The sequence below is a fragment of the Streptomyces sp. NPDC107575 genome, from assembly GCF_055657265.1.
Genome location: NZ_JBVKBG010000002.1, coordinates 906,169 through 919,415, shown reverse-complemented (window position 1 = coordinate 919,415; position 13,247 = coordinate 906,169). Strand labels below are relative to the sequence as shown.

General features: G+C 73.5%; 12 protein-coding genes. 5 read left to right on the top strand and 7 right to left on the bottom strand.

Features of this window, described 5'->3' with window-relative positions:
* Window positions 1-47: 47 nt before the first annotated feature.
* Together pcaDC and ACZ7L4_RS10720 are read left to right on the top strand one after the other, a co-directional pair.
* Window positions 48-1,169: a bifunctional 3-oxoadipate enol-lactonase/4-carboxymuconolactone decarboxylase PcaDC gene (gene pcaDC / locus ACZ7L4_RS10725; RefSeq protein ID WP_472101370.1), complete on the top strand. Its 1,122-nt coding sequence runs from the start codon at window positions 48-50 to the stop codon at window positions 1,167-1,169.
* A 64-nt stretch (window positions 1,170-1,233) separates the two neighbouring features.
* On the top strand, window positions 1,234-2,040 hold the full coding sequence (locus ACZ7L4_RS10720; RefSeq protein ID WP_472101369.1) for an SDR family NAD(P)-dependent oxidoreductase: 807 nt from the start codon (window positions 1,234-1,236) through the stop codon (window positions 2,038-2,040).
* Between the two features lie 9 nt (window positions 2,041-2,049).
* Here the strand turns inward: ACZ7L4_RS10720 and ACZ7L4_RS10715 are convergent, their stop codons facing one another.
* Window positions 2,050-2,706, bottom strand: coding sequence for a hypothetical protein (locus tag ACZ7L4_RS10715; RefSeq protein WP_472101368.1), 657 nt, complete (start codon window positions 2,704-2,706; stop codon window positions 2,050-2,052).
* A gap of 41 nt (window positions 2,707-2,747) precedes the next feature.
* Window positions 2,748-5,441: an ATP-binding protein gene (locus ACZ7L4_RS10710; protein WP_472101367.1), complete on the bottom strand. Its 2,694-nt coding sequence runs from the start codon at window positions 5,439-5,441 to the stop codon at window positions 2,748-2,750.
* Between the two features lie 239 nt (window positions 5,442-5,680).
* Between ACZ7L4_RS10710 and ACZ7L4_RS10705 the strand changes: the two genes are divergently transcribed.
* Complete coding sequence (locus ACZ7L4_RS10705; RefSeq protein ID WP_472101366.1) at window positions 5,681-6,727, top strand: DUF2510 domain-containing protein; 1,047 nt, start codon at window positions 5,681-5,683, stop codon at window positions 6,725-6,727.
* A gap of 153 nt (window positions 6,728-6,880) precedes the next feature.
* On the opposite strand, the gene ACZ7L4_RS10700 is transcribed toward ACZ7L4_RS10705, so the two are convergent.
* Window positions 6,881-7,513, bottom strand: coding sequence for a TetR/AcrR family transcriptional regulator (locus ACZ7L4_RS10700; protein ID WP_450811551.1), 633 nt, complete (start codon window positions 7,511-7,513; stop codon window positions 6,881-6,883).
* A gap of 102 nt (window positions 7,514-7,615) precedes the next feature.
* Here ACZ7L4_RS10700 and ACZ7L4_RS10695 point away from each other — a divergent pair, with 102 nt between their 5' ends.
* Window positions 7,616-8,560: a phosphatase PAP2 family protein gene (locus ACZ7L4_RS10695; RefSeq protein ID WP_472101365.1), complete on the top strand. Its 945-nt coding sequence runs from the start codon at window positions 7,616-7,618 to the stop codon at window positions 8,558-8,560.
* Window positions 8,557-9,432, top strand: coding sequence for a DMT family protein (locus ACZ7L4_RS10690; protein ID WP_472101364.1), 876 nt, complete (start codon window positions 8,557-8,559; stop codon window positions 9,430-9,432). Before ACZ7L4_RS10695 ends, ACZ7L4_RS10690 begins: the two co-directional genes overlap by 4 nt.
* 18 nt (window positions 9,433-9,450) lie before the next feature.
* Here ACZ7L4_RS10690 and ACZ7L4_RS10685 read toward each other — a convergent pair whose 3' ends face one another.
* The 4 genes from ACZ7L4_RS10685 to tgmA are packed head-to-tail and all read right to left on the bottom strand — an operon-like array spanning window position 9,451 to window position 13,203.
* Entirely contained in the window at window positions 9,451-10,446 is a 996-nt protein-coding gene (locus tag ACZ7L4_RS10685) for an LURP-one-related family protein (RefSeq protein WP_472101363.1), read from the bottom strand.
* Window positions 10,447-10,487: 41 nt separating this feature from the next.
* A complete protein-coding gene (locus tag ACZ7L4_RS10680; protein ID WP_472101362.1) occupies window positions 10,488-11,936 on the bottom strand; it encodes a carboxylesterase/lipase family protein in 1,449 nt (482 codons plus the stop codon).
* Window positions 11,937-11,989: 53 nt separating this feature from the next.
* Complete coding sequence (gene tgmB / locus ACZ7L4_RS10675) at window positions 11,990-12,997, bottom strand: ATP-grasp ribosomal peptide maturase (RefSeq protein ID WP_472101361.1); 1,008 nt, start codon at window positions 12,995-12,997, stop codon at window positions 11,990-11,992.
* 14 nt (window positions 12,998-13,011) lie between these two features.
* Window positions 13,012-13,203 carry a putative ATP-grasp-modified RiPP gene (gene tgmA / locus ACZ7L4_RS10670; RefSeq protein ID WP_472101360.1) on the bottom strand — a complete coding sequence of 64 codons (192 nt, stop codon included), beginning with the start codon at window positions 13,201-13,203 and terminating at the stop codon, window positions 13,012-13,014.
* Between the last annotated feature and the right edge of the window lie 44 nt (window positions 13,204-13,247).

Genomic DNA, 13,247 nt, shown 5'->3' with positions numbered 1-13,247 from the left:
CACCGCCAGCCCAAGTCGACCCTCGACGATCCACCGGGAGCCCACCCATGACCGCACCCCGTCTCCATCACCAACAAGAGGGCTCGCCCACCGCTCCCCCGCTCATCCTCGGGCCCTCGCTCGGGACGAGCACCGCCCTGTGGGACGGTGTCGCACCCGAGCTGTCCGCCGCCCACCGCGTCGTACGGTGGGACCTCCCCGGCCACGGCGGGTCGAACGCCGGCCTGATCGAGCCCGGCGCCACCGTCGGAGACCTCGCCGAACTCGTCCTCGCGCTCGCCGACGACCTCGGCATCGACCGGTTCGCCTACGCCGGCGTCTCGCTCGGCGGCGCCGTCGGCCTGCACCTCGCCGTGCACCACCCCGAACGCCTCACCAGCCTCGCCGTCATCTGCTCCTCCGCCCACTTCGGCGGCGCCAAGAACTGGGAGGAGCGCGCGGCCCTCGTCCGCAAGGAGGGCACGGCGGGCGTGGCCGAGACCGCGCCGTCGCGCTGGTTCACCCCCGGGTTCACCGTGGAACGCCTCGTGCAGGACAACCGCGACGCCGACCCCGCGGGCTACGCGGCCTGCTGCGACGCCCTCGCCTCGTTCGACCTGCGCGACCGCCTCGCCGACATCACCGTGCCCACCCTCCTGATCGCCGGCCGCGAGGACCCCGCCACCCCGCCCGCGCACCTGCGGGAGATCGCCGACGCCGTGCCGGACAGCGAACTCGTCGAGCTGGCCGGGGCCTCCCACCTCGCCCCCGCCGAGCGTCCGGAGGCGGTCGTCGGGCTGCTGCGCACCCACCTCGGGCACTCCGTGAAGCGCGGCATGGAGGTGCGCCGCGAGGTGCTCGGCGACGCGCACGTCGACCGGGCGCAGGCCAAGCAGACGCCGTTCACGGCCCGGTTCCAGGACTTCATCTCGCGCTATGCCTGGGGCGAGATCTGGACCGACCCGACACTCGCCCGCCGCGAACGCAGCATGATCACGCTGACCGCGCTCGTCGCCCACGGCCACCTCGACGAGTTCGGCATGCACGTCCGCGCCGCCCTGCGCAACGGCCTCACCCCCGACGAGATCGGCGCCGTGGTGCAGCAGTGCGCGGTGTACGTGGGCGTGCCCGCCGCCAACTCGGCCTTCGGCGTGGCCCAGCGCGTACTCGCCGAGGAGGGCCTCGCGTAACCCCGACAGGCGTACGACCAAGGGGGCCACGCCGACCGTACGACCTGGCCCCTAGCCTGGACGCATGGCCACAATTCTGATCACCGGTGCCACCTCCGGCCTCGGCCGGTACCTCGCCTTCGAGCTCGTTCGTGGCGGGCACGTCGTGCTCGCCCACGGCCGGGACGAGAAACGCACGGACGCGCTCGTCGAGGAGCTGCGGGCCCTCGGCGGCGGGCGCGCCGAGGGCTTCGTCGCGGACCTCGCCTCCCTTGAGCAGGTCCGCGACCTCGGCGCCCGCGTCGCCGCCGCCCACCCCGAGCTCGACGTCCTGGTCAACAACGCCGGTGTCGGCACCGGCGCTCCCGGAACGGGCCGTGAGCTGAGCGCGGACGGGCACGAGCTGCGGTTCGCCGTCAACCTGCTCGCCCCGGTCGCCCTCACCCGCGCCCTGCTGCCCACGCTGCGGGACAACGCGCCGTCCCGCGTGGTGAATTGCGGCTCGCTGGGCCAGGCCCCGCTCGACTTCGACGACCTGGAGTTCGCAAAGGACTACAGCGGCACCGAGGCGTACTGCCGCGCCAAGTTCGCCCTCGCCGCCCACACCTTCGCCCTCGCCCGCGAGCTGTCCGGCACGGGCGTCAACGTCAACGTCATCCACCCGGCGACGTACATGGACACGGCGATGGTCCGCGAGGCCGAGGTCGGCCCGCTGAACACGGTCGAAGACGGCGCGGCCGGTGTACTGGCCCTGGCCGTGGGCGAGTTGGGCGGCGAGGCCACCGCGGGGTTCTTCGACGGCGAGCAGCCGACGCTGGCGCACGCGGAGACGTACGACCGCGAGGTCCAGGACCGCCTCGACGCCGAACTCGACCGGATTCTGGGCTCGTAGGTCGGGTGCCTATGCGCGTGGTGTGCTCTGCCAGCGCCACGTGGCGGGGCGAGGGTGTCCCGGCAGGTCGGCGCGGCCGGTGGCCCACAGCAGGGTGGGCCAGGGGTCCGCGCCGTCGGGCGCCTGCGGGAACAGTCGGGTGAGCGCCCGCGAGCAGAGCGCGGAGGGCGGCGTCCAGTCGAGCCCGAGGCCCTCCGCCACGTCGTGCAGGTGCACCAGCGTCTCCACCACGCCCATCGCCGCGAAGCCTTCGGGGTCCGACACCCCGGAGGCGTGGTGGGCGCGGACCTCGGGCGGCGTGGTGCGCACCATGGCGGCCAGCAGCGCCCCGCACGCCTCCAGGACCTGTACCAGGCCCGCCGGGCCCGCGGCGCGCTCCGCGAAGAGGAAGTACGCGGGCCCGCCCGGCCTCGGCTCGTGCAGCGCGAACGGCACATGGGTGTCCAGCGGCGGGCTCTGCGGCCCCAGTTGGACGGAGTAGTACAGCAGGTCGTTGGCGAGGTGCTGCACGGTCTCCCAGCAGTCCCAGTCCAGCGAACCCGCCTTGCCGTCCCACCCCTGCGCGGGTGCCTCCCGAAGCGCGTCCACGGCGAGCTGCACGGCGAGGGAGACATCGTCCGCGGTCACCGGAGACGGGACGGTTTCGGTATCGACTGATCGAGACATGCCAGGACCGTACCGCGAGGCGAACCGGCACCCGCTCGCGGCTAGCGCAGCCCCCGCCCCGTCTCCAGGACCTCCCGCGCCCGCGCCGTCAGCCCGTCAGCCCCGCACGAACGGGCCAGCTGGAGGCCGCGGTTGAGCTCGGACAGCGAGCGCGCGGCGATCCCGTACTCGACCCGCGCCCGAGCGTGTTCGTACGCGCAGGGGGACGCTTCGAGGTACGTGACCGCCTTCGCGTACAGGGTGAGCTGCTCATGCCCCGTGGCCAGCGCGGCGGCGCACCGCAGCGCCTCGCCGATCGCGGTGTCCGTGCCGAACCGCTCGGCCTGGATGCGGGACTGGGCGACGAGTTCGGCGGCGCGCCGCGGGTCGGTGTCGGCGAGGGCGAGGGCCAGGTCGCCGGCCCACGACGCGACGACGGTGTTGTGGCCGCCGCGGGCCTGGGCCACCTTGCCGCCGGTCTCCAGTTCGTTGATGCCCTCTTCGGTGCGGCCGACGGCGAGCAGCAGCCGGCCGCGCACCGAGTGCGCGTCGGGCAGCAGGATCATCGACGGATAGGGCGCGGCGAACCCGTAGCGGTCGGCAATCCGCAGCGCCTCGTCGGGCTTGCCGCGGACGAGCAGCGTGTCGATGAGCATGGCCGCCGCGTCCCAGTGCATGGGCAGGCCGTGACCCACCCGGTCGGCCAGGCGCAGCGCCTCGCGCAGGAACGCTTCCGCGTCGTTGAGCCGCCCGCGCCTGCGGTGGACGTAGCCGACGAAGGCATGCGCGAGGGAGAGGTGCCCGCCGCTCCAGCCCGCGGTCTCGTAGGCCCGCATGCTCTCGGTGAACAGGCTCTCGGCGCGGTCGAGCCGGTCGGCGAAGAGGTACGACAGGCCGAGCGCGATGAGGATCTCGAAGCCCCACTCGGTGTCGGTCCAGCCGAGTCCGGGGGCGAGGCGTCCGTTGACCAGGGAGCGGTCGCAGTACTCCGCGACCTCCTCGGCGTTCTCCCCGCGGTTCATCATGTCGAAGGCGCGCAGGATCAGCAGGACCCGCTCGGAGTTGTCGCGCCCGGTGACCCGTCCCGCCAGGTCGGCGAGGCTGCGGGAGCGGTCCTGCGGGTCGTGCTCCCCGGCGTAGATGCACTCCCAGAAGAGGCGGGTGGCCCGCAGGCGCAGCCGCTGCTTCCCCTCGTCAAGCCGGGCGGCCTCCGCGTCGAGGGCGGCCAGCGCGTCGTCGAGGCGGTTGGTGTGGACGAGGGCCTGGGCGAGACGGCACACCGCGTCGACCCGGTCCTCGCCGAGCAGCCCGGGGTCGGAGTCGAGTGCGGAGCGCAGGTGCGCGACGGTGGTGGACGGCGACGTGAGCAGCGTGGCGCAGCCCAGCTCGTACAGCACGTGCGGCCGTATCTCGGGCAGCGGCGGTTCCGTCAGGGCGCGCTCGAGGCAGCGCCGGGCCGCCGAGGGGGCACCGACGGCGAGGTGCTCGCGGGAGGCGGCCCGCAGCTGCTCGACGAGCTCGGGGTCGTCGTCCGGGTGCACCTCCAGGAGGTGCCGGGAGGCCGCGGCGGGGCCGTGCCCGGACGCGGTGACCGCCCACGCGGCCTGGCCGTGCATGGCGGTGCGGGTGGCCGAGGGGATCGCGTCGTACACGGCGGACGCGATCAGGGGGTGGACGAACTCCAGGGTGTCGGTGGCGCCGTAGCCGGATCCGGGGGTCACGGTGTCGGTCAGGATGCGGGCGGCGCGCAGGTGTTCGGCGCAGCGGCCCGCCTGCTCGGGGTTCATGCCCGCGAGCAGCGCCGCGAGGCCGGGTTCGATGCGGGTGCCGAGGATGGCGGCGGCCCAGGCGAACCGGGTCGCGTCGGTGCCGAGTCCTTCGAGCCGGGTGACCAGGCCGCGGCCGCGGGCCGACCGGTTGAGCGCCCGCAGTTCGACGGCGGCCCGCTCGTCGGGCTCGAGCTCGCTGTCCTGGACCTTGGCGAGCAACTCGACGGTCTCGTACGGGTTTCCGCCGGTGACGGCCCACACCTCGCGGCAGAACGGGTCGTCGGAGTGGCCGCCGAGCGTGGCACGGGTCAGGCCCGCGGTGGCGTCCGGGGTGAGGGCGCTCAGCTGGGAGACGCCGGGGCGGGCCGCTGCGGCCACCGCGTCCAGGCAGGCGGCGGCGCGCCCGTCGGCGGCCTCGCGCTGTGCGACGACGACGAACACCGGCAGGCCGTCGAGGCGCTCGGCGAACGCGGCGAGCCACTCCAGGGTCTCCAGGTCGGCCCAGTGCGCGTCGTCGATGAGCAGCACCAACGGCCAGTGCAGGCGCGCCAGTCGGGAGGCCGCCGCGACGAGTCCGTCGCGCACGCCCTGCGGGTCGGCCTGCCGCCCGGTGGGCTCGGCGATGCCGAGGGCGGGGCCCGCGATGTCGTACCAGTCGCCGAAGTACTCGCGGGCCTCCTCCTCGGAGAGCGCCACGAGGGCGGGCTGCAGGAGTTGGCGCACGACGTTGAAGGGGACGGACGTGACGGTCTCGCCGCCCCGGGCCGACCACACGGTGGCCCGGCCCGCCGCTATCTCGCGCACCTGGGAGAGCAGCGCGGTCTTGCCGATGCCCGCCTCGCCCTTGAAGACGACGAGGCTGCCCGCGGCCGCGGAACCGCCGTCCAGATCGTCGAGCGCGCGTGCCGCGACGTCGAGTTCGGACTCTCTCTCCCACAGGTGAGGGCCAGAGGGCGCGGCGTCCGCGTGCCGTCGTCCCTGGGTCATCCCACAGCCTCCCGTTGTCGTACCGGGTGTTGCCCCGGTGTCCGGTCGCGGCCGACCGCTCGGGGCGGTCGACGTACTGGTCACGAGACTAGACCGGGAGGCCTCCGCTTCGTGGGGCGTCGCGGCAGCCGGTGACATTTGGCCGGAGATGGGCAGTGCGGACCGGCCCGGGTAACGATCCCGACCGGTGGGCGGACCCTCTCATCCCCTTTTCAGCCGGGCCTCATACTGTTCCGTCCATGACGTCGCAGACTCCCGCAGGCTGGTACCCCGACCCGGGGCAGATACCCAACGGCCCGCGCACCGAACGCTGGTGGGACGGCGCACGCTGGACCGACCAGACCCGGCCCGCCACCACGACCCCGCCGCAGGCACCGCAGCCGCAGCAGCCGGCGCAGTTCGCCCCGCAGCCGCCCGCGCCCGGGGCCGCCCCGGCGTATCCGAACCATCCCGGCCATCCCGGCCACCCCGGCCCGCCGCCGGCGTCGCGCGGCCGGGGCCGGATCGCCATCGCCGCCGGGATCGCGGTCGTGGTCCTCGCGGGGATCGGCACCGGCGTCTACGCGCTCACGCAGGGCGGTGACGGCGACGGCAAGAACGACAAGGCGGACTCCCGCTCGCAGAGCCCGAAGGAGGCGGCCCCCTCGGATCCCGGCGCCCCCGACGGCGGCGAGGGCGAGAGCCCGGACCCCGACGCTCCGGGTGCCAGTCCGCGGGCGCCGCTCGACCAGGGGTTCGCCACCGATGTCAGCAACGGGGTCGCGATCCCGGTCATCAAGAACTGGACCGGGACGGACGGCGCGGGCGTCGCCGGCATCACCATCGGCCCGTACCCCTGCCCCAGCTCGAAGGACGACGTCTGCGTGAAGGGCGGCGCATCCACCTCCTCGGCGAAGCGCCTCAAGCTCGACGCGAAGACGGCGAAGGCCGCCGCGAAGGAGGACATCGCCAAGAACGCGGAGTCGTCCTACGGCGGCAAGACCTACAAGGGGATCACCGGCCACAAGCAGGTCTTCGCCAAGGCGGTCACGGTCGCCGGGCAGAAGGGCTACCGGGTCCGCTGGAGCGTAGAGACGAAGGCGGGCGTCGACGCCTGGGTGGAGTCGGCCGCCTTCCCCTCCCCCGCCAACCCGGACAAGCTCATCGTGCTGCGCGCGGGCGTCGACGTCCCGAAGACCGCCGCGGACAAGGCCAAGGGCCCGGACGCCGGGGCGATCGACGAGATCCTCAAGGGCATCAAGAAGGCGACGGTCACCGGCGACGGCGACACCGGCGAGAACGTCTGAGCCCCGCTCGGCCCCCCGCACACATGCGGCCGGGCGGGTCCCCCTCCGCTCAAGGAGGAACCCGCCCGGCCGGGGGTGCGCGCCGCCCCCGTCCCCACGGTGCGGCGCGGGCAGACCACCGGTCGGTCATCCCTGCGACCGGCGGCCTCCCGTTCAGGTGGCCCGACCCTCCGGGGTCAGGCCGAGTCCCGGAATCAGCGCGCGCTCGACGAAGCCGACGAGATAGTCGGCATCGGCCTCGCGCCCTTCCAGGATCGGTCGGCTGCGCATGACTCCGAAGAGCTGCGCGGCCAGGTAGGGCAGCGCGGGATGGTCGGCGGCGATCTCGCCGCGCGCCACCGCCCGCTTCACCATCGCGTCGATCGACGCGAGCTCCGGCTCGATCAGCGCCTCGCGCAGGGCGCCCTTCAGCTCGTCGTCCTGGAGGGCGGCGTGCCCGAGCGCCTGCACGAGCACCGTGTCCGGCTTGGCCTGCGACGCCGCGTTGCGCGCGGCGGTCGCGAGGTCTCCCGCGAGCGTACCCGTGTCGGCTGTGAAGAACTTGGCACAGCGTCCGGCCCGCAGCGCCGCGGCCACCAGCTGCGGCTTCGTCTTCCACTGCCGGTAGAGCGTGGACTTGCTGCAGCAGGCCTGCGCGGCGACGCCCTCCATGGTGAGTGCCCCGTACCCCTGCTCCCGCAGCTGATCGAGGACCACGTCGAAGAACTCCTGGGCCCGCTCGGGGCTGATCTTCGAGCGGCGCGAGGCGGTGGGTGCGGCCTCGGTGGCCTTCTCGCGCGTCGTCATGGCCCTCACTCCTCGGGTCGGCTGCGGTGTCGATGAGATCACACCGGCCTATCGATACGCCAGTGTACCGGTACGCCGCCGTATCGGTACACTGGCGTATCGATGAACGGGAACCTGCGGGAACCGGAGCGGCACGCCGCCCGGCCACCCCTGATACGCGAGCTGCTGCTGGTCGTGGGACTTTTCCTCGTCTACAAGCTCGGGCGGCAGCTGGCCAACGGCCACACCGCCGAGGCGTTCCACAACGCCGACCACGTGTGGAGCTTCGAGCGCGCCGTGCACCTGCCCGGCGAGGGCGCGGTGCAGGACGTGCTGCTGAGCAGCGACACCCTGGTGCACGCCGCGAACGTCTACTACGCCTCCGTGCACTTCCCGGCCACGATCGCGCTGCTCGTCTTCCTGTACCTGCGCCGCCCGCGCCACTACCTGTGGACGCGGCGCGTGCTCGCGGTGCTCACGGCGGCGGCGCTCGTGCTGCACCTCACGTTCCCGCTGGCCCCGCCGCGGCTGCTCGCCGCCACGCACCTCGTCGACACGGCGCAGGTCTACGGCCCCTCGGTCTACGCCGCGAAGCCCGCGACGGACACCATGGCCAACCAGTTCGCCGCGATGCCCTCGCTGCACTTCGGCTGGGCCCTGATGGTGGCGATCGGCCTGATCGCCGCGACCCGCTCGCGGTGGCGCTGGCTGTGGCTGCTGCACCCGCTGTTCACGCTGCTCGTGATCGTGGGCACCGCCAACCACTACTGGCTCGACACCATCGTGGCGACGCTGCTGCTCGGCATCGCGCTCGCGGTCATCCGGCTGCCCCGCGCCATCGACACGACCGGCTTCTGGCGCCACCTGTTCCCGGTGCCCGCGCCCGCGAGCGCCCCGCACATCGCGGAGTCCTCGGCGTCCACGCCGACGCCGTGGACCCCGACCGCGTTCCGCACGCCACCCGACGCGCTGACGGCCGCCGACGTACTCGCGGCGGCGACACCGACCCACATACCGGTCGAGACGATCGCCACGCCGAACGCCCACCCGGCCGGAGCGGCACGATGACCGCCACGCTGCTCGCCGTCGCGCTCTCGCTCGTCTCCGCCGTCGCCTACGCCGCCGCGGCCGTGGCCCAGGAGCGGCTCGCGGCCACGTCGGGGGCGGGCGTGCTGCGGCTGCTCGCCACGGGGACCTGGTGGTGGTCGGTCGGCCTCAACGCCTCGGCCGCGCTGCTGCACGTCGCCGCGCTCAAGTACGGGCCGCTCACCCTCGTCCAGCCGCTCGGCGCGCTCACCCTCGTCGCGGCGGTGCCGCTGGGGGCGAAGGTGGCCGGCCGGCACGTCACGGCCGGCGAGTGGCGGGGCACGGCCCTCACCCTCGCGGGCCTGGGCGCGCTCCTCGTCACGGCCTCGGGCCCCGCCCCCGACGACACACTCTCACTGCCCGAGGCACTCGGCGTGGCCGCGGTGACGGCGGCGCTCATCGGGGTCCTCTCACGGCGCGGCGCGAAGCCGGGCCTGCGCCACGCGACCGCCTCCGGCGTCGCGTCGGGCGTCGCCTCGGCGCTCACCCAGACCGTGACGGTGGCGGTCACCGACCGCACGGGCCCCCTGCTCGACATCCGCGTGATCGCGGTCGCCCTCCTGGTCGCGGCGTTCGCGGCGGGCGGCCTGCTCCTGTCCCAGACGGCCTACCGCGGCGGCCTGGGCGCTCCCCTCGCAATGGTGACGTTGTCGAACCCGGTCGCGGCGTCGGTCATCGGCCTGGTACTGCTCGGCGAGCATCTACAGGGCGGAGTGGCGGGTTGGTCTCTGGCTGCGGTGGGCGCGATCCTGGCGACGGGGGGCGTGGTGCTGCTGACGCATTCCACCTATCAAGCCCCGCCGGCGATTGAGGCGCGGGGTCCGGGGCAGAGCCCCGTGACCGCAACCCCGTAGGACCGCAACGAAGACCGGTCACCCGAACCCGCGGGAGTCCTGCTTCAGCGCCGTATCCACGGTGAGAGCCGTCGCAACGACAAGGCTCAACAACGGCTCGGGCAACTGATAGTGGACCTGCAGCACATAGTTGTCCGCGGTCGTGAACATCGTCTTGGCCAGCCCCTCCCACGTCTTCGTGATCCGCGCGACCTCGTTGTCCGCGTGGTCCACGATCGCGAAGTTCCAGGCCCGCCAGTTCTCCGCCTTGATCGCGCCGATCTGCTGACCGTTCGCGTTCATCGCGAAGTTGATCTTCCCGATGGCGTTCTGCTGGACGATCTCGCCGACCGGCGAACCGTCCGGCCGCTCCACGAGCACCTTCGACTTGATGAACTTGGCCGGCCGCGTCAGCACCAGCTGCGGCTGCCCGTACGCGTCCCGGATCTCCAGCCGGTGCGTCATGAACTGGTCGACGCTGGCGACGAAGCGCAGCGCCTTCTTCATGGCGCTCTGGCCGACCTGGACGACGGAGCCCACCTGGCCGCCGTGCTGATTCATGACGCTGTACTCGTTCGTCAGCTCGATCAGCTTGGCCTTCTGGTTCACCACGAGGACCGGCTCGGTGAACAGCGTGCCGCCGCCCTGCCCGGCCCCCGCGACGCCCGCCTGCTGCTGCACCTGCCGCTGCACATCGGCGGCCCGCGCCTGCGCCTGCTGCTCGTGCAGGGACGGGCCCTGCGGCTGGGTGAACTGCTGCGGCTGCTGCTGAGGCTGCCCCGGCGCGAACTGCGGCTGCTGAGGCTGCTGCTGGACCGGCGCGAACTGCTGCTGCGCCGGAGCCTGCTGCTGCGGCGGCACCTGCCCCGCGGCCGGAGCCTGGGCCTGCGGCTGTGCCTGGGCCGGTGCCTGCGCCTGCGCCTGCGCGGCGTGCGTGTGCTCGGTCCACTGGGCGCCGTCCCACCACCGCAGCGTCTGGGGCGTGCCCTGGGGGTCCGGGTACCAACCTGCGGGGGTGTTCGAATGCGTCGTCACCGGGGCACACTATCGCGCCGCTCTGTGGGCATTCCCAGACCTCAGCGCGCGCCCTCCCACAGCTCCCGCTCGGCCGCCCGCGGGTCCGCCTCGACCCGGCAGGCCCCCGCGTCGAACACCATCGTCGCCCGGTCCCCCTCCGCGTCGTACGCGGCCCAGCCCGGGTCCCCGGACTCCGCGAACGCGACCCACGCGCCGTGCACCGCGCGGGCCAGGTCCGCCGGTGCGTCCTTGCCGACGAGCGCCGCGTAGTCCGGGTCGTCGGCGCGGTCGAAGACGAAGCCCAGCTCCAGGGCGTGGCACGCGCCCAGCTGACCGTCGAACTGCGGCGAGCGCCAGGCGAACTCGTACAGGTGCGAGCCCGGCACGGACTCGGCGAGCCGCACCGCCGGGATCCGCCAGAACCAGTCGGTGACGACGGCGTCGAGGAGTTCACCGGGGCTCGCGTCCGGACGGCTCGCCCGGTACCCCGCGAGGTCCGCGCCGAAGGCCTCGGCGCCCCGCTGCACCCGCCCCTCGCTGATGGTGTCGAAGCGGCCGGTGGGCACCATGTAGAGCCGGTTCTCCTCGCGGTTGCTGCCGACGAGGAGGTCCACGCCGAGGTCGGGGCCCGGCATGACGTGCTCGTCGGCGATCGGCTCGAAGACCATCCCGTTCAGCGCCGCGTCGCCCCACACCGCCGGGTCGGGCCGCGACCGGAACTCGTCCGACAGGGCGCCCTGCGCCGCGATCAGCTCCGGCAGCGGCACCGCCGCGAACGCCTCCGCGGTGTGCTCGATCCCGAGGTTCGCGGCGAGCCGCTCCCCGATGCGGCGCGCGGTGTCGGGCCGTACGAAGTGGTGGCAGGCCCCGCTCTGCAGGATCGCGCGCCGGAACAGGCCGCGGGCGCGCGGCTCGACGAGCAGCCGGCCGATGGCCACCCCGCCCGCCGACTCGCCGAACACGGTCACCCGGTCCGGGTCCCCGCCGAACGCCTCGATGTTGTCCCGCACCCATTCAAGGGCGGCGATCATGTCGAGAAGGCCGCGGTTGTCGGGCGCCCCCGGCAGGTGCAGGAAGCCGTCCACGCCGAGCCGGTAGTTGACGCCGACGAACACGACGCCGTCGCGGGCGAAGGTGTCACCGCGGTAGCCGGAGGAGTTCGCGGAGCCGTTGGAGAAGGAGCCGCCGTGCAGCCACACCATGACGGGCAGGCGTACGCCGGATCCCGGCTCGGGGGTCCATACGTTGAGGTTCAGGCAGTCCTCGCCGTCCTGGGAGGTCTCCGGGATCAGCGCGTCGAACGGCGGGGCGTACGGGGCCTTGGGCGCGGTCGGGCCGTACGAGGTGGCGTCGCGCTCGCCCGTCCACGGCTCGGCGGGTTCGGGCGCGGCGAAGCGGCGCGGGCCGAACGGGGCGGCGGCGTAGGGCACTCCGAGAAACGCGGCGATGCCGCCCTCCGTGCGGCCGCGGAGGGTTCCCTGCCTGGTGACTGCGGTGGCGTCGGTCATGCTTCTCTCGTACCCCTCGCCCGCCTCCGCGTAAAGATCTTCGCGCAGTCGTGTCAGCCACACCCCGCGCCGAGCGTGCGCTCGCCGTCCTCGCCCGCGGGGGGCACGGGCCCGAGGGGTTCGCCCGCGAGCCACTGCGCGACGGCCCGGCCGATGGGCTGGCCCGTCTCGATCTCGATGAAGCCGAACTGGCCCGACTGGTTGCACTCCAGGAACCACCAGATGCCGTCGGCGTCCTCGGCGAAGTCGAACGCCCCGTACGCCAGTTGGGCGCGGGTCAGATAGGCCCGCACCCCGTCCGCGACGCGCCGGGGCACGGCTATCGGGCGCCAGGGGCCCGCGGCGGCGTCAAAGCGCACGTCGTCGACGCCGGGTCCGGCCTCGGGCCCGTCCGGGGAGCCGGCCGCGCGCGCCGCGAACAGCCGGTCACCGACGCAGGTCAGACGGATGTCGGCGGCCCTGCGCACGCGGCGCTGCAGCAGCGTCGGCCCGTTCGCGACGTCCTGGTAGTCCTCGCCCGGGCGCACGCGCGTGGTGGGCACGGCGAGCCCGGCGTCGTCGGGATGCCTGCCGGAGACCGGCTTCACGATCAGGTCGGGGTAGCGCTCGGCGAACTCGCGGGCGGCGCGCGGAAATGTGGTGATCAGTGTGGCGGGCACCGGCAGGCCGCAGGCGCGCGCCAGCCATAACTGCCACGGCTTGTGGCGGGCCTGGGCGGCGGAGTCGGGGTGGTTCATCCAGCGCGCCTCGGTGCAGCGCAGCATCCCGTACAGGGACTGCGAGGCCTCCTCGGTGAGCCAGGACGACGCGGCCCCCGCGCGGGCGGCGGGCACGCCGGGGCGGCGCACCCAGATCGAGCGCAGGCCGCCCATGCTGACGACCCGCCCCCCGACCGAGAGATGGCCGTGGAACGCGCCGTGCGCGAACTCGCCCGACACCCCGACACCGCCGGGCAGTTCGGCGGGGTCGAGCCGCAGGACGGGGATTCCATTGGCGTTCAATTCGACGACGGCCATGTCGGCCGTCACATCCTGTTCACTCGTCAGGATCAGCACGGTCATTTCGGCAGGGCCGTTCAGTCGTCGAAATGGGTTTTCGAGCCCGCGGTCGAGGTGGTGGCCGCGAAGTCCCGCAACACTGCGTAGTCGCGTGCCGCCACTGCGCCGTCGGCCAATACGTTCAACTGCAGCGTTGCGTCGTACACATACGGCGCCCTGACCTCTGCCTCTCGCGTGGGGCGGGCATAGTTCAGTGCGAACGGTCGCATGAGCTCTCCTAGTTGGGGGTTCGCCAAGTCAAGCGCATGGTGAC

What these genes read in the sequence shown, in the direction of transcription:
- tgmB (WP_472101361.1), bottom strand. Translation starts at nt 12,997, where the DNA reads ATGACCGTGCTGATCCTGACGAGTGAACAGGATGTGACGGCCGACATG.
- ACZ7L4_RS10715 (WP_472101368.1), bottom strand. Translation starts at nt 2,706, where the DNA reads ATGTCTCGATCAGTCGATACCGAAACCGTCCCGTCTCCGGTGACCGCG.
- ACZ7L4_RS10720 (WP_472101369.1), top strand. Translation starts at nt 1,234, where the DNA reads ATGGCCACAATTCTGATCACCGGTGCCACCTCCGGCCTCGGCCGGTAC.
- ACZ7L4_RS10690 (WP_472101364.1), top strand. Translation starts at nt 8,557, where the DNA reads ATGACCGCCACGCTGCTCGCCGTCGCGCTCTCGCTCGTCTCCGCCGTC.
- ACZ7L4_RS10710 (WP_472101367.1), bottom strand. Translation starts at nt 5,441, where the DNA reads ATGACCCAGGGACGACGGCACGCGGACGCCGCGCCCTCTGGCCCTCAC.
- tgmA (WP_472101360.1), bottom strand. Translation starts at nt 13,203, where the DNA reads ATGCGACCGTTCGCACTGAACTATGCCCGCCCCACGCGAGAGGCAGAG.
- ACZ7L4_RS10705 (WP_472101366.1), top strand. Translation starts at nt 5,681, where the DNA reads ATGACGTCGCAGACTCCCGCAGGCTGGTACCCCGACCCGGGGCAGATA.
- pcaDC (WP_472101370.1), top strand. Translation starts at nt 48, where the DNA reads ATGACCGCACCCCGTCTCCATCACCAACAAGAGGGCTCGCCCACCGCT.
- ACZ7L4_RS10680 (WP_472101362.1), bottom strand. Translation starts at nt 11,936, where the DNA reads ATGACCGACGCCACCGCAGTCACCAGGCAGGGAACCCTCCGCGGCCGC.
- ACZ7L4_RS10695 (WP_472101365.1), top strand. Translation starts at nt 7,616, where the DNA reads ATGAACGGGAACCTGCGGGAACCGGAGCGGCACGCCGCCCGGCCACCC.
- ACZ7L4_RS10700 (WP_450811551.1), bottom strand. Translation starts at nt 7,513, where the DNA reads ATGACGACGCGCGAGAAGGCCACCGAGGCCGCACCCACCGCCTCGCGC.